Here is a 21,567-nt window from a genome sequence, read left to right on the forward strand (position 1 = left end):
ATTCTATTTCAATTAATTCAAAGTACCGCAAATTTAGTGTATTTTTGCCGAAAAATAACTATTTCGCAAGGATACCTATATAATTGGTAATATGCATTTGCGATTGGAGTTGTTTTTTTAAACAAAAATAAAGATGGAAGAAAATTTTAGAATGATAGCCAAATGTTTTTTTGGTTTTGAAGAAATATTAGAAAAAGAATTACGTGATCTTGGTGCTCAGGATGTCGAAAAAGGAGTGAGAATGGTAAGCTTTAAAGGCGATAAAGGTTTTATGTACAAAGCCAATTTATCATTGCGTACGGCACTTAAAGTTTTAAAACCAATTTACTCGTTCAGAGCAAACAACGAGCAGGCATTATACAAAGGAATTTCAGGTGTAAACTGGTCTAAATTGCTAAATGCCAACCAAACTTTTGTAATTGATGCAACAGTGCATTCGACTTATTTTAATCACTCTGAGTTTGTTTCTCAGAAATGTAAAGATGCGATTGTGGATCAGTTTAGAGAAAGAACAGGTCAGCGTCCGAGCATTGATAAAGCTTTTCCAGACTTAAGAATCAACGTTCATATTGATAAAGATCAGGTTTCGGTTGCATTGGATACTTCAGGGAATTCATTGCACCAACGTGGTTACAGAACGGCTACAAATATAGCGCCGATCAACGAAGTTTTAGCAGCAGGAATTCTGTTGTTGTCAGGCTGGGAAGGTCAAAGTCACTTTTTAGACCCAATGTGCGGATCTGGAACATTTTTAGCAGAAGCAGCTATGATTGCTTGTAACATTCCGGCAAACATCAACAGAAAAGAGTTTGCTTTCGAAAAATGGAAAGACTGGGACAATGATTTATTTGATCAGATTGTAAACAGTTTGATGAAAAAAACAAAGGAATTTCATTATACGATAAAAGGTTTTGATAAAGCGCCAAGTGCTGTAAACAAAGCTAAGGATAATATCAGAAACGCGAATTTAGAAGATTACGTTACAATTTCAGAAGATAACTTTTTTGACACTGAAAAAGCAGTCGAAGGAAAACTGCATATGGTTTTCAATCCGCCATACGATGAGCGTTTGGATATTCATATGGAGGAATTCTATAAAAACATTGGAGATACTTTAAAGAAAAGCTATCCGGGGACAAACGCCTGGTTTATCACAGCAAATCTTGAAGCCTTGAAATTTGTTGGACTAAAACCTTCAAGAAAAATCAAGCTTTTTAACGCAAGTTTAGAAGCACGTTTGGTAAAATACGAAATGTACGAAGGAAGCAAGAGGACGAAATTTCAAGTTTAAGGTTCTGAGATACTAAGATACTAAGGTGTTAAGGTTTTTAGTTTTGTGTCTTAGAATTTTTAGAATTAGAATTTACAATAAAACAATTAAAGTTCAGAGAATAAATACTTAGTCCCTTAGTACCTCAGAACCTTAGCAACTTTAAAAAAAATGACAAAACTACAAGTAAGAGGATTTTTATATCAATTAGGATGTTTCGCGATTTTATTTATCGCAGGACGATTTGTAATTGCAAACTATACACAATTAACCGGAATCTGGATTCCGATGACGGCTTTTATTGTTGCCACTTTGATTGCCCCTAAATTTCAGGCGGTAAAAACTAAAGATGGCGAGAAGCTTTTCATGAAATGGATTTTTATAAAAGGAATTAGAGAAATTGGGTAATTAATTATTTTATATGAGGAAAATTGGACTTATAGGCGGTATTAGCTGGGTTTCTACTGCAGATTATTACAAACTTATAAATGAAGGAATAAATGAAAAAATGGGAGGATTGAACTTCTCAGAATGTTTGATTTATTCGTTCAATTATTCTGATATAAAAAAGAATAACGAAACCAATAATTGGGATTCGACTTTTGAAATGCTTTTTAAAGCTTGTCAATTCTTAAAATCAGGCGGGGCAGAAGCGATTGTTTTGTGTGCTAATACCATGCATCTTATTGCAGATCGGTTGGAAGAAGCTATTGACTTGCCTCTTATTCATATTGCAACGGCTACAGCTGTTGAAATTCAGAAACAGGAAATCAGAAAAGTAGGATTGTTAGGAACTAAGTTTACAATGGAACTCGATTTCTTTACAGATAAGTTGGAAGCAAGGGGAATAGAAGCTATAATTCCGCAAAGCCAGGAAGATAAAGATTTTATTCACACTACAATTTTTGAGGAATTAGGAAGAGGACTTGTAACAGCGGAAACTAAAAAACGTTATTTAGAAATTGCCAATCAATTAATTGAAAATGGTGCTGAAGGAATAATTTTAGGCTGTACTGAAATTCCATTAGTAATTTTGCCAGGAGATCTTTCTGTTCCGATTTTTGATACGACTTTGATTCATTCAAATGCTGCGGTTCAATTCCAGTTGTCATAATTTAATAAAATAACATAAAAAAAGCCCCGAATTCATGAATCCGGGGCTTTTGTTTTATCTGTAAAAATTACTTTTTAGGAGTTTCTTTTTTGATTACAGGAATAACTGTTTTCTTCTTATAAATTGGAATGAAATAAGAAACGGTATAATTAAACCCGATTCCGAAACTTCCGTCATAAGTTCTATTGAAACCAGGTATATAAAGATTGTCGAAACCATCTGGTTTTGTATTGGCAACCAACATTTTTAGTTGAATGCCAAAACCTACAAACACGTTATTAAAAACTTGCGCTTTTATTCCCATAGCAACTTCAATCCATCCGGCTGTAAGGCCATTATACTTTTTGTCAGCAATAATTGCTGGCTGTTCTCCCCAATATGGATTTGAATTATAGATTTTATAACTGTTTAAATCCTGACTAAAAGTACTAAAACCTCCTCGTAAACCTATTGTGATTAAGTTTTCCATGTCAAGCCAGTTTTGATACAAATTGTAGTCAAAACCTCCTTTAATATAAGTTCCTGTCGCAGTCGAATTTAATCTGTCGTCGTCTGTCGTTTTATCCTCAAATCCAAGCTCTGCAGCAATGTAGTATTTTTTAGTTAAACGAAAGTCTCCAGTAATTTCGATTCCTTTATAATCTTTGTCATAAAGACCACGTGTCAATTTATACAAATCAACTCCAACACGAAGGCCGTAGCGATCTGTTTTTATACTATCTGGCTTAACGGTTTCCTGAAGTTCTGGTTTAATGCTTTCCGTTTTCGGTTTAGCGGGAACAGCTTCTTTTGTTACTGTTGTAGTTGATGTTTCCTGGGCCTGAACCAAAACCATTGAAAACAATAAACAACTACTAAAAAAATACTTTAATGTGTGTTTCATTTTCGTTTTCAATGTTAGGATTTATTACAAAAACTTCCTGCATCCAAAGTCCGTTGCCGTCTGTATCACTTTGAACAAAAGGAACGCTTAAGGGAGGACTTGTTGAGAGCGGATCTAGCGTAAATGTGGTTTTAAAACCACAAGCTCTGGAAACATATACATCATTATGCGTATAATTGATTTTTATAGCATCAGTGTTTATGGCAGCAGGATTATCATTTTGCGAATCTAAAACAAAAGTATAAGTTGTTGAAAGTGCATTTGTTTTTAACGGAATAGAAATAGTACTTCCGTTAGCTAAATACTTTGTTGTATCCGTTGCAGTTTCATTAAAAATAATTCCGGCCTCTTCACCTTCACCAATAACCATTAAATCAGTTACATTTTGAAGCTCGCTCGGACTATTGATTTTATAAAATGTAAATACTAAACGCGGAGTTGTTGGAGTATCTGGATCACAAATATCATCTTTCTCGCAACTCGACAAGCCAAAAGTAAAGACTAATAAAAGAGAAATTATTTTTTTCATTTATAAATAGTGTTATCTAAGTTCTAAAAGTACAACATTTTCAACATGGTGCGTCTGCGGAAACATATCAACTGGTCGAACGCGGGTAACTTTATATTTTTCATCCATTAAAGCAAGGTCTCTCGCTTGTGTAGCTGAGTTGCAACTTACGTATACTACTTTTTTAGGTGCAATTTTAAGGATTTGATCAATAACAGCTGCATGCATACCATCTCTTGGCGGATCTGTAATGATAACATCCGGTTTTCCGTGTTGTGCAATGAAACTTTCATTGAATACTACTTTCATGTCTCCAACAAAAAACTCGCAATTGGTAATATTATTGCGTTCTGCGTTTGCTTTAGCATCTAAAATAGCTTCAGGAACACTTTCTACACCAATTACTTTTTTTGCTTTTTTAGATACGAATTGAGCAATTGTTCCTGTTCCTGTATATAAATCGTACACCGTTTCATTACCTGTAAGTCCGGCAAAGTCACGTGTTATTTTGTACAATTCATAAGCCTGGTCAGAATTGGTCTGGTAAAAAGATTTAGCATTGATACTGAATTTTAAACCTTCCATTTCTTCAAGAATGTAATCTCTGCCTTTATATAGTTTAATATCCTGATCGTAGATGGTGTCGTTTTGTTTTGAATTTACAACATATTGCAATGATGTAATTTGTGGAAATTTCTCGTAAAGATGATCTAAAATCAATTCGCGATTTTTCTTGTCATTTTCAAAAAACTGAATCAGAACCATGATTTCACCAGTTGAAGCAGTACGAATCATGAAAGTTCGAAGTAAACCTGATTGCTCTCTAGGGTTAAAAAACGCTAAATTATGTTCGTTAGCAAAATCTCTGATTTCGTTTCTGATAGCATTTGAAGGATCTTCCTGTAAATGACATTTTTTAATGTCAAGAATTTTATCCCACATTTTCGGAATATGAAATCCTAAAGCATTTCGGTTACCTAAATCCTCAGTGCTTCCAATTTCTTTTTCGGTTAACCAACGGCTGTTAGAAAACGAAAATTCCATTTTATTTCTATAGAAAAATTGTTTTTCTGAGCCCAAAATAGTTTCGAATTCAGGAAGCTCCACCTTTCCTATACGCTGTAAGTGGTTTTTTACTTCATTTTGTTTGTAATACAACTGTTGGCTGTATTTCATATTTTGCCATTTACATCCTCCACAAACGCCAAAATGTTCGCAAATTGGTTCAATGCGATGTTCTGATAATTCGTGAAATTTTACGGCTTTGCCTTCATAGTAGGCTTTTCTTTTTTTGAAAGTTTGTACGTCAACTACATCACCCGGCACTACATTCGGAATAAATATTACTTTTCCGTCTGGAGCCTTAGCTACTGATACTCCTTTTGCTCCAGCATCAAGAACCTGGATTTGATGAAAGACAACTTTGTCTGTATTTTTTCTTCCCATAGCGCAAAAATAAGGGTTTGTAAACTTTTATAAATTTAAATTTTAAAATATTTTATCAAATTGTTGAATTTATTAGTTTAATTAAGTTTAAAAGCTAACTTTGTTTTTAGTATTATCCCTAAATTCTACATTTCTAACCAGTCGTTTTTGTTATGTTTTTATGAATTTGTATCACAATCTTTCACAAATAAACTTTCTGAAAAAAAGTTATGCATTCAAATTTCTGTTTGTTGCCTTCATAGGTATTCACATTCCTTTAATCGGAATTTTGTTTTTTGTGCTATTTTACTCGCATAATGTTTCACCTACATCTATTTTGATTTTTTCTTTAGCAATGACTTTGTTGGCGACTGCAATAACGCTATTGGTATTGAATCAATTGATAAAACCTATTTCAAAAGCTTCAAAAGCATTAGATGATTATAGAAGTAGCAGAAAACTTTCTGTTTTGCCTACTGAATATACTGATGAGGCAGGTTTGTTAATGTGTAATATTCAGGAATCGATATATGAAGCAGAAAGTTTTATAAACGAAAAACAAGATTTGATTTATATGCTTTCGCATGATTTGAAAAATTTCGCAGGAAACCCACAAGGACTGGCAAAATTGATTCTTAGCGAAAATCCTTCAGAATCAATTAAACATTTAGCCGATTTAATTTGTGAATCTACCAATTTGCAATTTCGCTATATCGAGAATTTTATAAAACTGCTAAAAGAACAAGATCAGGTTGCAAAATTTAATCAGGAACCCCGGGAAATAATATTCCCTAATATTTTACCTTTTATTAATGAGCAGGTAGAGCAGCGTTTAATTGATAAGAATATTAAATTAAGTCTGAGTTTAGAAACGGAATCGGCAGTTCTTAAAATTGATGAAGGTTTATTGATTCAGGTAATGGTCAATCTAATAAGCAATGCGGTGAAATTTTCTTATTTTGACAGTGAAATTAAGGCCAGAATCTATAAGGAAGACTCAAAATTGATATTTACAGTGATAGATAAAGGAATTGGTTTTGATAAAAATCAGATTGAAGAATTGTTTAAAAAATTCACCAAAATGAGCCGGTTAGGAACTGCAAATGAATCTTCAACGGGAATAGGACTTTATTTATGCAAGAAAATTATTGAAAGAAATAAAGGGACTTTAAGTGCTGCCAGTGAAGGTAAGAACAGGGGTGCTGAGTTTAAGATTGAATTTGACATTTAATTCTCTCCCTTTTTGATAAGCTCATAATTGACAATAGTAAAAAAGTAAAAACATAAATCGGCTGCTATCTTTCCAAAAATAATTCCAAAAAAATAATTCCCAAATAAAATGGGCATCCAGTACATGCAAAAAGGACGAATTACCAAAAAGTCTAAAAATGCCGGATAGCCAAACTCTAAGACTAAATTTTTCAACAGTAAAAGAATTTCCTTAGAAGCTGTTACTTTTTTTAGTGCTTTATTTTGCTTTGCAAGTTTTTTATAAGCTGAAATAAAAATGACACTGTAAAAAGCCAAATATTCTGAAAAAGTTATAATATAGGCTGTTGTTAACCCATTATAAATTTTACTAAATAAAGAAGCAGTAAGTGCGGCACTTGTACTTGCTAATTCAGCATATTTGTAACGATCAAACCATTCTTTAAATTTAGATTTTGTTGGCATTCTTTTTAAGTAACTAAGATTCTAAGTTGCTAAGTTACTAAGTTTCTTTTTTAGAATTTATTGTTTTACTGCTTTAGGTTTCACTGGATGAAATTATTTTTCAGATACTGTGATATAAGAAAGTTTAGGTTTTCCGTCGACACATTCAACTCCTGCAGGAGGTGCAACAACATCGCAAGTTGATACTACGCTCCATTTTTTATTAAAAGCAGCCTCCGCATCTGTATATGCTTTTGTCTTAGCGAGAAATTCAGTCTTGTCGATTTTTTTTGAATAAGCAATATAACCTGCAGATCCGCCACATGCTTTAGAACCAATTGCAGTAAAGTCCCATTCATCAGAATCTTTGCAAAGCTCTGAATTAACTTTAGAAAGCGAAAGTATTTCGCGATACATCTTTCCTAAATTTTGATAATCTCTTTCTCTGTCAACACTATCATCATTGCTACACGAAAAAAATGCCAGACAAATTGTATAGATAATAAAAGTCAGTTTCTTCATGGTTAGTGAAATGTTAGGTTGTTTTATTATCAGATGCTTTAACAGGAAAAAGGTTGCGTTAAAAAAGATGCTAAGTTTCTGAGCTGCTAAGATTCTAAGTTTTTTGAATTTGAATATTGTATTAAGAAGCTAGCAGTTTTTTTATCTTAGAAACTTAGTATCTTAGGTTACCATAAATGATGTACCGAAGGTTTGATGTATTCTTCGTAAATCGCGTTCATGGCTTTAATTTTTTCGGGAGTTAATTCAGGTAAATCATAAACAGATAAATTTGACATAACATGATTTGCTGTCGAAGCTCCGGGAATTATGCAACTGATATCCTGAAAGCTCAAAATCCATTGTAGAGCAATAGGAGCAAGATTAGTTGTTTCAGGGAATAATGCTTTAAGTTTTTCTACTGCTTCTAATCCCAGGTTGTAATCAATACCTGAAAAAGTTTCACCTTTATCAAAAGCATCTCCGTTACGATTAAAGTTACGGTGGTCTTGAGGTTCGAAAGTTGTCTTTGAATCAAATTTACCGGTTAAAAGTCCGCTTGCTAAAGGAACTCGGGCGATAATTCCGATGTCTTTTTTCCTGGCTTCAGAGAAAAACAACTGTGAAGGTCGCTGGCGAAATAAATTAAAAATAATCTGAACAGTCGTTACATTCGAATATTCAATTGCTTTTAATGCTTCTTCTACTTTTTCGACACTTACGCCAAGGTTTAAAATTTTCCCCTGATCTTTTAAACGGTCAAACATTTCAAAAATCTCAGGTCGATAATAAACTTCAGTAGGAGGACAGTGTAATTGAATTAAATCCAACGTTTCTAAATTCATTCTTTTCAAACTGTCTTCAACAAATTTTTGAAGAACTTTTGGCTGGTAACCATCATTGATATGCGGATTAATTTGACGTCCGCATTTTGTGGCTACATAAATTCGTTCTGATCTTGAACGAACAACTCTTCCGACAGCAGTCTCGCTTAAACCATTTTCATAGACATCGGCAGTATCAATAAAATTTACACCATTATCAATCGCAGTATTCAAAAGTTCGTCTGCTGTTTTATTATCAAAAGCCGATCCCCATTTTCCGCCAACCTGCCAAGTGCCAAGTGAGATTTCTGATATATTAAAATTTGTTTTTCCTAGTTTTCTGTAATTCATTTTTTTCTTTTTGAGGTGCAAAGGTTCATAGTAACAAAGGTTCAAAGGTTTTTCTAAAAAGGTTCAAAGCTACAAAGGTTCGAGGCTGCAGAGGTTTTTCGGGCAAGTTAATAAAACTTTGAACCTTTGTCTCTTTGAACCTTTATGCCTTCCTTAGTCAAACAAATCCGAAGAAAGATATCTATCGCCGCGATCGCAGATTACAGCTACAATAACGCCTGATTCTAATTGTTCGGCGATTTTTAAGGCTACTGCAACAGAGCCTCCACTGCTCATTCCGGCAAAAACACCTTCTTCAAGCGCTAATCTTTTGGTCATTGCTCTGGCTTCTTCTTCGCTTACATCAATTACAGTGTCAACTTTTGAAGCATCAAATATTTTCGGTAAATATTCCTGAGGCCATTTACGAATTCCGGGAATTTGAGATCCATCGCTTGGTTGCGCCCCTATGATTTGGATCGCCTTGTTTTTTTCTTTCAAATAAGTCGAAGTTCCAATGATTGTTCCTGTCGTTCCCATTGCCGAAACAAAATGCGTTACAGTTCCTTCAGTGTCATTCCAGATTTCTGGTCCGGTAGTTTTATAATGCGCTTTCCAGTTGTCATCATTAGCAAACTGATTTAACATCAAATAACCGCCTTGTGCGACTTTTTTGTCGGCATAGTCACGTGAACCAATAATTCCTTCGCTAGCAGGCGTTAAAATCACTGTAGCGCCATAGGCACGCATGGTTTGCGTTCTTTCTTTTGTAGAATCTTCCGGTAATACCAATTCAATCTCTATTTGAAATAATTGAGCAATCATGGCCAGGGCAATTCCGGTATTGCCACTTGTTGCCTCAATTAATTTATCTCCTTTTTTAATGTCGCCTCTCTCAAGTGCAGATGCAATCATGTTGTAAGCCGCTCTGTCTTTTACGCTTCCTCCGGGATTATTTCCTTCAAGTTTCAGCAAAAGCTTTACGTTTTTATTTTTAACCAAATTGACAGTTTCCATTAATGGAGTATTTCCAATTAGGTTTAGCAATTTCTGTGGACCCATTTTATTTTTTTTCTTTTATTTTAACTTCAGTTGTAGTGGTGTTCAAAACGATAGAATCTGCGGGTATAGATTTGGTAATCCAGGCATTTCCTCCAACAATACTGTTTTTTCCAATAATAGTTTCGCCTCCCAAAATTGTTGCATTGGCATAAATGCATACATTTTTTTCTACTGTAGGATGTCGTTTTGCGTTTTTCATTTCTTTGCTTACACTCAAAGCTCCAAGCGTAACACCCTGATAAATTTTTACGTGTTTTTCGATAACGGTAGTTTCTCCAATTACAATTCCGGTAGCGTGATCAATAAAAAACGGCGAAGCAATTTTAGCACCTGCGTGAATATCAGTTCCGGTAATTCTATGTGCATATTCGCTCATTAATCTTGAAAATAATAATAAATCAAGCTGATACAGTTCATGACTTAATCTGTAAATGGCAATCGCATAAAAACCCGGGTAACCTAAATACACTTCGTCAATGCTGTTTGATGCAGGATCATTTTCTAAAATATATTCGGCATCCTGATTTAATTTTTCCAAAACTCCAGGAAGTTTTTCCAGAAAACGATCCCAAATAGATTCGCATAAGTTTTCTGGTTTTTTACAGGCTAAAACCGCAATTTCCTTAAAGCGTATTTCGAGTTCGTCGATGCTTTGATCTAAGGGGGCATTTGAATCAAAAAGGGTATAGAAAAGCTTTTCGGTAAAATCTTCTGTTTTAGTTTTGATTCCGTAGTTAATATTGGAATGGCTTTTTAAAGCTTTTATATTTTGTATGATGAGATTTCTAGACACAATTATAAAAATTGAATGGATAAATTTGAAACGTTAAAAGTAAGGTGTTTTTTGTAAATAGAAGTACGAAATGCCTAAAGAAATTTTGTTCTGAGAATTCGATTTGTGATAATTAAAGGAATTTTAGAAACATAGGAATTATGTTATTGCTAAAAAGTTAAATGCTTAAATTAGCCAGTAAATTTTATACAAATGAAAAACAATTCGACTTTTAAAAGTGCTATTTCTAATCGTGAATTTCCGGAAAGTGAGAAAATTTATGGAAAATCAATACATGACCCTGTTTTAGGGCTTATTATTAAAGATTATCCATCATTTTGTGATACTGACTGCATTGGGGTTCAGGAATTAAATGTGTATCGACAAAAATACATTTCTAATTATTTATCTGCAGAAATGGGTGCACTGTCAGATCTGGAAAAAAATGTAATTACATCTTTAAAAGAAGATAAATCGATAGTAAGTATTGTTGAAGATGAAGAAGAAACAAGAAGTTTTGGTCAAAAAATAGCAGATAAGGTGGCTGATTTTGGCGGAAGCTGGACTTTTATCATTTCTTTTTTGGCTTTTATTGTAGTTTGGATTGGTTCGAATGTTTATATTTTGGTAAACAAAGGTTTTGATCCGTATCCGTTTATTTTGTTGAATTTAATTTTATCCTGTATAGCAGCTTTGCAAGCTCCGGTAATTATGATGAGTCAAAATCGTCAGGAAGAAAAAGATCGCACTCGAGCAAAAAAGGATTATATGATCAACCTGAAATCAGAATTAGAGATCAGAATGATTCATGATAAAATTGATCATTTGATCATGCATCAGCAACAAGAATTAATTGAAATTCAGAAAGTGCAAATCGAAATGATGAATGATATTTTGAATCAGATCAAAAAATAATTCTTACAAAAATTACAAATAGAAATGTTTGTAATAATATCCGCCAAGCATAAAAAAGACATTTATGATCGCCATATTCCAGGCCATTTTTTTTCGGGTCTGCGATTTATTTAAAAAATAAAAAAACAAAAAAATAAAAAATAAGAGGGTCGAGTAGAGTGCCGGATACATCTTAAAAGCGGCTAAGAATTCACCTTTAAAAAGTAAGAATACAGAACGCTGAAAGCCACATCCTAAACACTCAATTCCGAAGAGTGTTTTGAACAGGCAAGGCAGCATATATTTTTCTAAAATCACAGCATTTATTTTTTACAATTTTACAAAAAAAATATCGATAACAATTCACGAGTTTGAAACTGCTATTTTAAAGTTTCATACTTTTGAACTCTTATACTTTAAAATATGAAAGCTTTTAAAATTTTAATAATGATTCTTGCGATTTCGGTTGCGTTATATGAGCAGGTTTCAGAAGATAAAAACATCTATATAATGGTAATTGCAATTGCAGTTTTCATGTATGGAATGATGCAATTAAGTGCAAAAACACCAAGTAAAAATCAAGATAAAGAGGAGCAGGATGTTGACTAAAGGAGATAAGGTTTCAGTCTTAGACGAGGCCATAAACGGAATAGTGGTTTCAGTGAAAAACAATGAAGTTTTGATTGAAACTGAGGACGGATTTATGATGACATTTTCTGTCAATGAATTGCTTAAAATTCAGGATTCCAGTAATTTAATGAATTCTATTAAAAGAATTGATTTAGATGCTGTTTCAAAAGAGAAAGAAGAGCCAAAAGCAAGGAGTTTTGTGAAAGAAAAGAAGGATAAGCGCGAAATTTCGGCTCCTGAATTTGATTTGCACATCGAAAAACTGGTTCCAAATAAACGCGGAATGTCTAATTATGATATTTTGACTTTGCAAACAGAAACAGCAAAAAGACACATAGAATTTGCGATCAGAAACCGAATTCCAAAAATCGTTTTTATTCACGGTGTCGGCGAAGGAATTTTAAAGGCAGAACTTGATTTTTTATTGGGCCGTTACGACGGAGTAGATTTTCAGGATGCCAATTATCAAAAATATGGCTTAGGTGCAACAGAAGTTTATTTTAGACAAAATAGTAAATAAGAGTAATTTTTGCATATTGAATAGTTGTTTTGTAAGCATAAAAAAACATCCGTTTTTCTTTCTGAATTTGTAATAAAATCAGTTTTGAAAAGTGGATGTTTTTGTAAGAATTTAGATTTGCTTTTTAATGCTAAATATAAGGTTGTATTTTATGGTGCAATAGTTGTTACTGTTCCTAATATAAAATTAGTTGCAAGTTTAAAAGTACTGTTATCTTTTGTGAGTGTTACGTTTTTAAGTACAATCTGATGTTTAAAAACTTTAAGACTAGATGTTGTGGTAACTTCGATTATACCACTTACTTTTGCAACTCCTGCTACACCTACCCACGTATCTTTTACAGTTGGATTAGTTGGTGTTTTTTCCAGACAATAATAATTTTCATTTGCAGCTAAAGGAAGGTTACCATTATAGGTTCTGTAATAAAGATTGTTTGTTGTAGCATTCAAATTAATAAGACTTGTTCTCGGTGTTCCAGTTGGAGTATCTTCGTTTTTGATTAAATTTGCTCCATCAAAATTTTCAATAACCAATGAATTGGAAGTATTATTATTGAATACTTTTTTGAATTCAGGGCAATACTTTGCATTTTCAGGTTCTAAGAAACTCACAACTACGGCATCAACATTGGTAAGAAAATCCCCAAAGACGTATTCCGGTTGAACTTGTTCTGGTTGATTAGGTTTTAGAAAGGTAATGTTTCTGAAAATAATATTGTGATTGTAGCCTATAATTTCAGTATGACCATCGGCTGGTGCGGGTGTTCTATAAACTTCACTAGTTCTAATTTCAATTGTTCCACCTGGCTTTGCTATCCATTCCTCGGTAACATTAGGTGTCTTTGGAGGTATTGAGCCACAAATGTTTTCTTGTGCAACGGTACCATCATAGGCTCTATACACAACACGGTAATCTTTGTCATCAATTGTATAAGTTAGGGGATCTTCACCTTCTAGTGTTGGTTTGTTAAGAATTTTGTTCGGAAGCATGTTCAATAATAATGATTCCTGAGGTTTTAATTTATAAATTAAAGTATTGGTAAGAGGGTCACAACTTGCCGAAGTGACATCTTCAAAATCGATCGTATCAACTGTTAAATCACCATCATCGCAACCGTTTAGTAATAGAGCGAATAATAGAAGGCTTGCATATTTTTTCATTGTAAATTTTATTTGGCTCAAAAATAGTGAAAAATTTGGCAAATGATATTTAAGATTTGACAATTGATATTTCTTAACTTTGCAGTAATGAAAAAAGTATATCTCGATAACGCCTCAACAACAGCGATGCGTCCTGAAGTGATTCAGGAAATGACTAAGGTTATGACGGAAGATTTTGGAAATCCATCTTCTACACATAGTTTTGGACGAAATGGTAAGACTATTTTAGAGCTTTCCAGAAAAAGCATTGCTAAACATTTAAATTGCTCTGCCCAGGAAATTATTTTTACTTCTGGTGGAACAGAAGCGGATAACTGGGTTCTTCGTTCAGCTGTAGAAGATTTGGGTGTGGAACGCATTATTACTTCTAAGATTGAACATCACGCAGTTTTATATACTGTTTTAGCATTGCAGTCTGATTACAATATTCAGGTTGATTATGTAAAAATAAACCATGATGGAAGTATCGATCTGACTCATTTATCTAATTTATTATCTGAAGAAAAAAAGACTATAGTAAGTTTGATGCATGTTAATAACGAAACCGGAACTATTTTAGATTTGGATAGAGTTGGTGTAATCTGCAAGCAATATAACACTTTATTTCACTCAGATACTGTGCAGTCAGTTGGTAAAACTGAGATAGATCTGCAAAAAAATACAGTTGATTTTATAGTGGCAAGTGCACATAAATTTCACGGTCCAAAAGGAGTTGGTTTTGCTTTTGTTCGTAAAAACTCGGGTTTACAGCCTTTGCTTTTTGGAGGAGAACAAGAAAAGGGGCTTCGTGCTGGAACCGAAGCAGTACATCAAATAGCTGGAATGGCTAAAGCTTTATCGGTTTCTTATGAAAACTTAGATGTAGAAAGAAAATACATTTCCGACTTAAAAATGTACCTGATAGAACAACTTGAAAATCATTTTCCAGATTTTAGAATCAACGGAAAAAAAGAAGATTTTTACAATATCATAAATATCATTTTGCCTTTTTCTTCAGAGAAAACTTCAATGTTGTTGTTTAGCTTGGATATGAAAGGAATTGCTGTTTCAAGAGGAAGTGCCTGCCAATCCGGAAGCATAAAGCCTTCACATGTATTAAAAGAAATGCTATCGGAGACGGATTTAAAATTACCAAATCTCCGAATTTCATTTAGTCATTACAATACCAAAGAAGATGTTGATTGGCTAATTGAGAGTTTAAAAACTGTTTAAGAGAGGTGTAAAGGCTCAAAGAAACAGAGATTCAGAGGTTTTTTGCAGATTTTAATAATCTAAAATCTAAAATTACTTACGTATCACTTTCACCTGCGAATCATTCGTCAGTTTTATGATTGTAGAGGGTTTTCCTGCAACTTTATCATGATATAAATTCACAACATAATCAACTCCCTTCACAATTTCAGGATTAATATCTTTGAATGCAATTGGAGTTGGTTGTCCTGAAATATTAGCCGAAGTTGAAACTAAAGGTTTTTTCATTCGTTCTAATAATTTAAAGCAAAAAGGTTCTTTTACTAAACGTATTCCAAGAGAGTTATCTGCTGCAATGATATTGGCAGCCACATTTCTTGGTCCGTCTAATATTAAAGTAGTTGGTTTTTCAGATAAATCTAAAATCTGCCAGGCAACTTCTGGAATGTCTTTGAAAACATTATACATCATTTTTTCTCCATTCATCAAAACAATCATGCTTTGTGTTTCGGCACGTTGCTTTAGTTTATAGATTTTTGCAACAGCTTCTGGATTTGTTGCATCACAACCAATTCCCCAAACGGTATCAGTAGGATAGAGAATAATTCCGCCTTCTTTAATAACTTCGTAAGCGTTATGGATTTCAGTGTTTATGTCTTGATTCATAATTTTAGAAATATTTGATTAAAATGAAACAAATACTATAAGGTGTGAGTATTAATAATATCGACTATCTTTTTTAAAGTTTCCTGCGGAATTCCTACGTAAAGCGGTAAACACAATATTCGGGAAGCAATAGCTTCTGAAATTGGCATTTCATCTCCTTTTACATATTCAATTGTGTTTAAGGAAGGATAAAAGTAGCGTCTTGGCAGAATGTTTTCTTGTAGTAATGCTACCTGAACTTTAAATAAAGTAGTTTCAGAATCAAAAATTAAAGGATAATAGCTATAATTCCATTCCGTATTTTTTCTTATTTTTATAGTACTTACAGTTTTGAAGTCTAAATTTTCATTATAAAAATTAACTACCTTTTTCCTTTCAGTGATAATATGGTTCATATAAGGAAATACAGCCAGACCCATCGCTGATTGTAGTTCAGAAATCTTTGCATTAATTCCTAACCCATGAAATTCTAATGGGCCGTTATGGCCAAAGTTATGGCTATAAAATAATTGATGATAAATGTCTTTGGTATTACAGAACATTGCACCACCCTCGCCAGTATGAAATAGTTTGGTCGCATGAAAACTACAGGTGCTTACGTCTCCAAAGTTAAATACGGATCTATTGTTGTATTTCACCCCAAAACAATGCGCTGCATCATAAATGACTTTTAGGTTATGTTTTTTTGCAATACTTTCAATAGCCTCAACATTACAGGGATTTCCAAAAACATGAGTGGCTAATATAGCAGTTGTCTTTGCTGTTATTGCGCTTTCAATTTTAGTTTCATCAATAGTTAAATATTCTGAATGGATATCGACAAAAACAGGTGTGCAATTTTCCCATACAATCGCTGCAGAAGTTGCTACATAAGAAAAAGGCGTTGTGATAATTTCTCCACCTTTACCAAATAATTTTAATGCAATTTGAATAGGAATTGTACCGTTATTAGTAATTATCAGATGAGAGACATCAAGATAGTTTTTTAGTTTGTCTTCTAATTCTAAGGTAAGTTCACCTCGATTTGTGAGCCAAGCTTTATCCCATGCACGTTTTACAAAAGAATTGTATTCTTCTTGTGGTGGTAAAAAGGTTTTGGTTACAGGAATCATTTAATTATTTGATTAGTGAGTTTAATTTACCTTAAAAGGGCAAACTATTGTTATATTTGTGGGGTAAAAATAGGAAAAGAAACCTTAATTTTCGACATAAGTACGCATTATAACTATATGTGAAAGAATATTAATAACTGACATGTTTGAATGACAGTATTTTAAGATCATTTTTTTCTTACCATCAAATGAATATTTTTTATTTGATTTTTTTTACAAAACGAATTTAAATAATAAACTCAAAATAAATTTAAGAATACTATGGAAATCAACACTTTTTTGCGAAATTTTGCAGACATTTTAGATGATACGGACGCGGCATTAATTACACAAGAAACTGTTTTTAGAGATTTAGACGAGTGGAATTCATTAACTGCACTTTCATTAATCGCTATGGCTGATGAAGAATATTCTGTGAAATTGACCGGAGATGATATTAAATCTTCTAATTCATTAAACGATATTTTCGAAATCATTAAAAATAAAGGATAATTAAATGGCAGCTTTTTCAGTAAATGATATTGCAATAAAAGGTATTTCTTGCTGTGTTCCTAAAAATAAGGAACGTAATATCGATTTGGAAATATTAACGCAGGAGGAAATTCAAAAATTCGTTGAAGCAACCGGAGTTGAAGAACGTCGTATTGCGACAAAAGAAATTTGTACCTCCGACTTATGCTGTGAGGCTGCTGAAAAATTAATTGCAGATCTAAATTGGCAGAAAGACGAAATCGAAATCCTGGTTTTTGTTTCTCAGACTGCCGATTATATTTTACCGGTTTCTGCAGCAATACTTCAGGATCGATTAGGATTCTCTACAAACTGTATTGCCTTTGATGTTCCTTTGGGATGCTCTGGTTATGTATACGGGATTTCTATTATTGCGGGTATGATGAAAGCGGCAGGTCTAAAAAAAGGGATGCTTTTAGCGGGAGATACCAGCAGTAAATTGCTTTCAAAAACAGATAAGAGTACCGTTCCGCTTTTTGGTGACGGAGGAAGTGCGACAGCATTTGAATTTGATGAGAATGCCGAAAAATTATTGTTTGATTTAGGTACAGACGGTTCTGGTTATAAAGCGATTATTATACCAGATGGAGGATCAAGAAACAGAATAAATGAAGATTCTCTTAAAGTAACAAAAAACGAAGAGGGAATCAGTCGTAATTCCTGCAATTTGGTTCTTGACGGAATGGATGTTTTTGGTTTTGGAATTTCACAAGCTCCAAAAACGGTAAATAAACTTATTGAGAAATTTGAAATTGATAAGGAAGCAATTGATCATTTTGTATTTCATCAGGCCAATTTAATGATGAATAAAATGATTGTTAAAAAATTAAAATTGCCAGTTGAAAAAGTTCCGTATTCATTAAAAGAATTTGGAAATACTTCTTCTGCTACAATTCCTTTGACTATCGTTTCTGAATTGAAAGAAAATTTGACACACACTTCTAAGGATTTGATAATTTGTGGATTTGGAGTTGGCTTATCATGGGGGACAGCTAAAATCAAGCTGAATAATGTTGTGATTTCAGATTTGATAGAAATATGATAAAGAACTTAGATTATATAGAGGAAGAGGTTTATTCAAAAGAGAAATCCTTGTTTTCTAATGAATCATGGATTTTAGCAGGACACAAAAATGAATTATTAAATAATAACGATTTTTTGGCTTTTGAATATTATGGAAATAAAATTTTCATTCAGAATTTTAATGGTACAATAAAATCTTTTCAAAACGTTTGTCTGCACAGGTTTAATACCATACATGAGGAACCTTCCGGAAACAGAGTTTCGTCATGCTTGTATCATAACTGGACTTACGGAAAAAAAGGAAATGTTGTTGGCTTAATGTGCCGAAATTCATTTGAAAAAGATCATATAAATGAATTAAGGCTTAAAGAATATGAAATTGCCTTTTGTGGGGATTTTGTTTTTCTGAAATTAAATTCTGAATTTGATAAAAGTTTAGAACAGTATTTAGGAAATATATATGCTCCGCTCCAAGAGATAAGTTCACATTTTGGGACAAAGACAATAGATTATACTATCGAACATAAAGCAAATTGGAAACTTTTGGTTGAAAATGTTTTAGAGTGTTATCATTGTACTTCTATACACGAAAATTCATTTGCAAAAATGGGATTTGGTTCTGTGCCTCCTGAAAAATTCGATTTTTTTGAAGGACATAGCTGGTGTGAATTTCCAAAAAGAGAGGATGTAAAGCCCAACAAAATAATTGAAAAATCTTTGTCAAACAGAAGTTTAAAAATACAAGGATATCTGCATTTTTATATTTATCCAAATGCATTTATAAGTTCTGTAGAAGGAAAAGGATTTTACTTTGGATTTATGCTTCCAGAATCTCCTTCTAAAACAAATTTAAGAGTAAGATATTTTTCTTCAAAATTTGAAAAAGAATTAAGCGAATCAGAACAAAATATTATTGATTTTATTAATAATAGCTCTAATGATTCTCTCGATTTAGTTTTAAATGAAGATAAAAAAATTGTAGAAAATATTCAGTCCAATCTTATCAATTTTAAGAATCACTCTCCAATATTTGGTGATGAAGAATTTCGAATTTTAAAGTTTTACGAATATTTTAATAAACAAAAAGAATTAAAAAATATATAATGAATCCATTTGATTTATCAGGAAAAAAAATACTTGTAACTGGAGCTTCTTCAGGAATTGGTTACGAAACCTGTCTGGCAATTGCAAGGCAAGGCGGTACTTTTATAGCGGTAGCCAGACGTAAAGATTTTCTGGAAAAACTAGTAGAAGAATGCGGAACGGTACATAGTTTTATAACCGCAGATTTGTCTAAAATGGAGGATATTAAAACTATTGTTGATTCAATTGAAAATATTGACGGAATTGTTCATTCTGCAGGAATTGTTTCTTTGGCTCCTGTTAAATTTTATTCAGAAGAATTAATGAATGAAATGAGAAGTATAAATTTTGATTCGATTGCCTATTTGATAAACTTAATTTTCAAAAAGAAAAAAATTAATAAAGGCAGTTCAATTGTTTTGGTTTCTTCAATTGCAGGTTTGTTTGGGATGAAAGGAAATGGAATCTATGCAGCAAGTAAAGGTGCATTGATTGCTATTTCAAAAGTTTGGGCAAGTGAGTTTGCAGTAAGTAAAACCCGTGTAAATTGCGTTTCACCAGGAATGGTAAAAACGGAGATTACTTCAAAATCAATAGAGGATCTATCTCTGGAAGTTATCCAGCAGGATGAAAAAAAGTATCCTTTAGGATATGGTGATCCGGTTCAGGTTGCCAATCCAATTGTGTTTTTGTTATCGGAAGCAAGCAGTTGGATCACGGGACAAAACATCGTTTTAGATGGAGGAAGAACTTCAACAATATAATTTAAAGATGAAAGCGAGTATAAAAGCCATTTCATATTATCTCCCTGAAACTGTTTTATCTAATGATTTGATCAATCAGGAATTTCCGGAATGGGACATTGAAAAAATAAGTTCAAAAACAGGAATCAGTTCACGCCATATAAGTGCAAGTGATGAATTTTCATCTGATATGGCTGTTTCGGCTGCCGAAAAATTATTTGAAGAACATAATATAGATCGGTCTACAATTGACTACTTGTTGTTTTGTACCCAAAGTCCGGATTATTTTTTACCAACAACAGCTTGTATTATTCAGGAAAAACTAGGATTAAAAACCTCAATTGGAGCTTTAGATTTTAATTTAGGATGTTCTGGTTTTGTTTATGGAATGAGTTTGGCAAAGGGGCTTATTGCTGGTGGAATGGCTGAAAATATTTTATTAATTACTTCAGAAACGTATTCAAAATTTATTCATCCGAAAGATAAAAGTAATAAAACCATTTTTGGAGATGCAGCAGCAGCCACTCTGATAACAAGTGGTAAAGGTTTTTGCTCTATTGAGAATTTTGTTTTTGGTACTGATGGAAAAGGGGCAGAAAATTTAATTGTAAAACAAGGCGGAATGCGTTTTCCGGTTTCAGATGCAAATGAGGATGTTAAAGATGAATATGGAAACATTCGAAATGACAAAAATCTGTTCATGAACGGAACGGAAATCTTTAATTTCACAGGAGAATTTGTTCCAAAACTTACAGAATCAATTCTGGAAAAATCTAGCTTATCAAAAGACGATATTGATTTGTATATTTTTCATCAGGCGAATAAATACATGCTCAATCATTTAAGAAAGAAAATAAAAATACCTGAAGAAAAATTCTTTATAGCAATGGAACATTGTGGTAATACAGTTTCTTCAACAATTCCAATTGCGCTTTATGAAGCTCAAAAACAAGAAAAACTGCATAACATTAAAAATTTAATTCTGGCAGGTTTTGGAGTTGGTTACTCTTGGGCGGCATGTAATTTAAAAATAGAGCAATGAAAAATTTGATAATCATAGGAGCAAGAGGCTTTGGGCGTGAAGTTTATGATCTTGCTACACAATGTTCAGGATATAATATTGAATATGTTATAAAGGGTTTTTTAGATGATAAAATGGACGCCCTTAATGGTTTCGAAAATTACCCTCAAATAATCTCTTCTGTTGAAGATTATGAAATTCAGGAAAATGATATTTTTGTCTGTGCATTAGGAACTGTAAAATGGAAAAAACATTATGCTGAGTTAATTTTGGAAAAGGGTGGCAGCTTTATAAACTTAATTCATTCCTCTACAAAATTGAATACAAATGTTTGTGTTGGAATAGGCTTAATTGTTTTTATGTATGCCAATATCAGTAATGATTGTATTATTGAAGATTTTGTTACAATTCAGGGTTATGTGGGCTTAGGACATGATACTAAAATTAAAAAATGGGCTCATTTGAGTTCTTATTCCTTCACAGGTGGATTTGTTATTCTTGAAGAAGAATCCACGCTTAATACCCGTGCTACAATACTGCCGCATATTACAGTTCGCAAGGGCGCGACCGTTGGCGCCTCGAGTCTGGTTATCAAAAACGTAAAAGAACATACTACAGTTTTTGGAGTTCCGGCAAAGAAATTGGATTTTTAGAATCCTGCAACTAATACTA

At 33.0% G+C, this 21,567-nt stretch carries 26 protein-coding genes; 14 read left to right on the forward strand and 12 right to left on the reverse strand.

What is annotated here, in order from left to right; all coding sequences use genetic code 11:
* Positions 1-133 precede the first annotated feature (133 nt).
* From AC3ITQ_RS13155 to AC3ITQ_RS13165, 3 genes are all read left to right on the forward strand, one after another.
* Entirely contained in the window at positions 134-1,291 is a 1,158-nt protein-coding gene (locus AC3ITQ_RS13155) for a THUMP domain-containing class I SAM-dependent RNA methyltransferase (protein ID WP_489234670.1), read from the forward strand.
* 150 nt (positions 1,292-1,441) lie between these two features.
* Positions 1,442-1,678 carry a hypothetical protein gene (locus AC3ITQ_RS13160; protein ID WP_056185923.1) on the forward strand — a complete coding sequence of 79 codons (237 nt, stop codon included), beginning with the start codon at positions 1,442-1,444 and terminating at the stop codon, positions 1,676-1,678.
* Positions 1,679-1,691: 13 nt separating this feature from the next.
* A complete protein-coding gene (locus AC3ITQ_RS13165) occupies positions 1,692-2,384 on the forward strand; it encodes an aspartate/glutamate racemase family protein (protein WP_489234671.1) in 693 nt (230 codons plus the stop codon).
* Between the two features lie 67 nt (positions 2,385-2,451).
* Here AC3ITQ_RS13165 and AC3ITQ_RS13170 read toward each other — a convergent pair whose 3' ends face one another.
* Genes AC3ITQ_RS13170 through rlmD form a run of 3 tightly spaced genes read right to left on the reverse strand, consistent with a single transcriptional unit; the run spans position 2,452 to position 5,221 of the window.
* A complete protein-coding gene (locus AC3ITQ_RS13170) occupies positions 2,452-3,267 on the reverse strand; it encodes a DUF6048 family protein (protein WP_489234672.1) in 816 nt (271 codons plus the stop codon).
* Entirely contained in the window at positions 3,239-3,796 is a 558-nt protein-coding gene (locus AC3ITQ_RS13175) for a DUF6452 family protein (protein WP_489234673.1), read from the reverse strand. The genes AC3ITQ_RS13170 and AC3ITQ_RS13175 overlap by 29 nt, the downstream gene beginning before the upstream one ends.
* A gap of 12 nt (positions 3,797-3,808) precedes the next feature.
* A complete protein-coding gene (gene rlmD / locus AC3ITQ_RS13180; protein ID WP_489234674.1) occupies positions 3,809-5,221 on the reverse strand; it encodes a 23S rRNA (uracil(1939)-C(5))-methyltransferase RlmD in 1,413 nt (470 codons plus the stop codon).
* Between the two features lie 316 nt (positions 5,222-5,537).
* Between rlmD and AC3ITQ_RS13185 the strand changes: the two genes are divergently transcribed.
* Positions 5,538-6,431 carry a sensor histidine kinase gene (locus AC3ITQ_RS13185; RefSeq protein WP_489234675.1) on the forward strand — a complete coding sequence of 298 codons (894 nt, stop codon included), beginning with the start codon at positions 5,538-5,540 and terminating at the stop codon, positions 6,429-6,431.
* Here the strand turns inward: AC3ITQ_RS13185 and AC3ITQ_RS13190 are convergent.
* The 5 genes from AC3ITQ_RS13190 to AC3ITQ_RS13210 all read right to left on the reverse strand — a co-directional run bounded on the left by AC3ITQ_RS13190 (position 6,428) and on the right by AC3ITQ_RS13210 (position 10,363).
* A complete protein-coding gene (locus tag AC3ITQ_RS13190; RefSeq protein ID WP_489234676.1) occupies positions 6,428-6,874 on the reverse strand; it encodes a hypothetical protein in 447 nt (148 codons plus the stop codon). The two genes, AC3ITQ_RS13185 and AC3ITQ_RS13190, sit on opposite strands and share 4 nt — an antisense overlap.
* A gap of 93 nt (positions 6,875-6,967) precedes the next feature.
* Positions 6,968-7,375 (reverse strand): hypothetical protein, encoded by a 408-nt coding sequence (locus AC3ITQ_RS13195; protein ID WP_489234677.1) that lies wholly within the window; start codon positions 7,373-7,375, stop codon positions 6,968-6,970.
* Between the two features lie 167 nt (positions 7,376-7,542).
* On the reverse strand, positions 7,543-8,529 hold the full coding sequence (locus tag AC3ITQ_RS13200; RefSeq protein WP_489234678.1) for an aldo/keto reductase: 987 nt from the start codon (positions 8,527-8,529) through the stop codon (positions 7,543-7,545).
* A 153-nt stretch (positions 8,530-8,682) separates the two neighbouring features.
* Positions 8,683-9,570 (reverse strand): cysteine synthase CysM, encoded by an 888-nt coding sequence (gene cysM / locus AC3ITQ_RS13205; RefSeq protein WP_489234679.1) that lies wholly within the window; start codon positions 9,568-9,570, stop codon positions 8,683-8,685.
* Position 9,571: 1 nt separating this feature from the next.
* Positions 9,572-10,363, reverse strand: coding sequence for a serine O-acetyltransferase (locus tag AC3ITQ_RS13210; RefSeq protein ID WP_375031956.1), 792 nt, complete (start codon positions 10,361-10,363; stop codon positions 9,572-9,574).
* 192 nt (positions 10,364-10,555) lie between these two features.
* Between AC3ITQ_RS13210 and AC3ITQ_RS13215 the strand changes: the two genes are divergently transcribed.
* Entirely contained in the window at positions 10,556-11,257 is a 702-nt protein-coding gene (locus tag AC3ITQ_RS13215; RefSeq protein WP_375031955.1) for a DUF1003 domain-containing protein, read from the forward strand.
* A gap of 12 nt (positions 11,258-11,269) precedes the next feature.
* On the opposite strand, the gene AC3ITQ_RS13220 is transcribed toward AC3ITQ_RS13215, so the two are convergent.
* Positions 11,270-11,536 carry a DUF2752 domain-containing protein gene (locus tag AC3ITQ_RS13220; protein WP_489238939.1) on the reverse strand — a complete coding sequence of 89 codons (267 nt, stop codon included), beginning with the start codon at positions 11,534-11,536 and terminating at the stop codon, positions 11,270-11,272.
* 123 nt (positions 11,537-11,659) lie between these two features.
* On the opposite strand from AC3ITQ_RS13220, the gene AC3ITQ_RS13225 reads away from it, so the two are divergent.
* A complete protein-coding gene (locus tag AC3ITQ_RS13225) occupies positions 11,660-11,845 on the forward strand; it encodes a hypothetical protein (protein ID WP_194655530.1) in 186 nt (61 codons plus the stop codon).
* Positions 11,835-12,386, forward strand: coding sequence for a DUF8465 domain-containing protein (locus tag AC3ITQ_RS13230; protein WP_489234680.1), 552 nt, complete (start codon positions 11,835-11,837; stop codon positions 12,384-12,386). Before AC3ITQ_RS13225 ends, AC3ITQ_RS13230 begins: the two co-directional genes overlap by 11 nt.
* 149 nt (positions 12,387-12,535) lie before the next feature.
* Here AC3ITQ_RS13230 and AC3ITQ_RS13235 read toward each other — a convergent pair whose 3' ends face one another.
* The gene (locus AC3ITQ_RS13235) at positions 12,536-13,546 is read right to left on the reverse strand and encodes a hypothetical protein (protein ID WP_489234681.1); all 1,011 of its coding nucleotides are present in this window, start codon (positions 13,544-13,546) and stop codon (positions 12,536-12,538) included.
* Positions 13,547-13,633: 87 nt separating this feature from the next.
* On the opposite strand from AC3ITQ_RS13235, the gene AC3ITQ_RS13240 reads away from it, so the two are divergent.
* Entirely contained in the window at positions 13,634-14,758 is a 1,125-nt protein-coding gene (locus tag AC3ITQ_RS13240; protein ID WP_489234682.1) for a cysteine desulfurase family protein, read from the forward strand.
* Between the two features lie 72 nt (positions 14,759-14,830).
* Here AC3ITQ_RS13240 and AC3ITQ_RS13245 read toward each other — a convergent pair whose 3' ends face one another.
* Positions 14,831-15,403: an L-threonylcarbamoyladenylate synthase gene (locus AC3ITQ_RS13245; RefSeq protein ID WP_375031950.1), complete on the reverse strand. Its 573-nt coding sequence runs from the start codon at positions 15,401-15,403 to the stop codon at positions 14,831-14,833.
* A gap of 35 nt (positions 15,404-15,438) precedes the next feature.
* Positions 15,439-16,515 carry a DegT/DnrJ/EryC1/StrS family aminotransferase gene (locus AC3ITQ_RS13250; RefSeq protein WP_489234683.1) on the reverse strand — a complete coding sequence of 359 codons (1,077 nt, stop codon included), beginning with the start codon at positions 16,513-16,515 and terminating at the stop codon, positions 15,439-15,441.
* A 261-nt stretch (positions 16,516-16,776) separates the two neighbouring features.
* Between AC3ITQ_RS13250 and AC3ITQ_RS13255 the strand changes: the two genes are divergently transcribed.
* From AC3ITQ_RS13255 to AC3ITQ_RS13280, 6 genes are read left to right on the forward strand one after another with little or no spacing between them, the layout of a single operon-like run.
* Positions 16,777-17,007: a phosphopantetheine-binding protein gene (locus tag AC3ITQ_RS13255; RefSeq protein ID WP_089352348.1), complete on the forward strand. Its 231-nt coding sequence runs from the start codon at positions 16,777-16,779 to the stop codon at positions 17,005-17,007.
* A 4-nt stretch (positions 17,008-17,011) separates the two neighbouring features.
* On the forward strand, positions 17,012-18,067 hold the full coding sequence (locus AC3ITQ_RS13260) for a 3-oxoacyl-ACP synthase III family protein (RefSeq protein WP_489234684.1): 1,056 nt from the start codon (positions 17,012-17,014) through the stop codon (positions 18,065-18,067).
* Complete coding sequence (locus AC3ITQ_RS13265; protein WP_489234685.1) at positions 18,064-19,152, forward strand: aromatic ring-hydroxylating oxygenase subunit alpha; 1,089 nt, start codon at positions 18,064-18,066, stop codon at positions 19,150-19,152. Before AC3ITQ_RS13260 ends, AC3ITQ_RS13265 begins: the two co-directional genes overlap by 4 nt.
* Complete coding sequence (locus AC3ITQ_RS13270; RefSeq protein WP_489234686.1) at positions 19,152-19,895, forward strand: SDR family NAD(P)-dependent oxidoreductase; 744 nt, start codon at positions 19,152-19,154, stop codon at positions 19,893-19,895. Before AC3ITQ_RS13265 ends, AC3ITQ_RS13270 begins: the two co-directional genes overlap by 1 nt.
* On the forward strand, positions 19,870-20,916 hold the full coding sequence (locus tag AC3ITQ_RS13275) for a 3-oxoacyl-ACP synthase III family protein (protein WP_489234687.1): 1,047 nt from the start codon (positions 19,870-19,872) through the stop codon (positions 20,914-20,916). Before AC3ITQ_RS13270 ends, AC3ITQ_RS13275 begins: the two co-directional genes overlap by 26 nt.
* Positions 20,913-21,548, forward strand: coding sequence for an acetyltransferase (locus tag AC3ITQ_RS13280; RefSeq protein WP_489234688.1), 636 nt, complete (start codon positions 20,913-20,915; stop codon positions 21,546-21,548). Before AC3ITQ_RS13275 ends, AC3ITQ_RS13280 begins: the two co-directional genes overlap by 4 nt.
* The last annotated feature ends 19 nt before the right edge of the window (positions 21,549-21,567 follow it).

The sequence above is a fragment of the Flavobacterium sp. KH_001 genome (assembly GCF_057840745.1).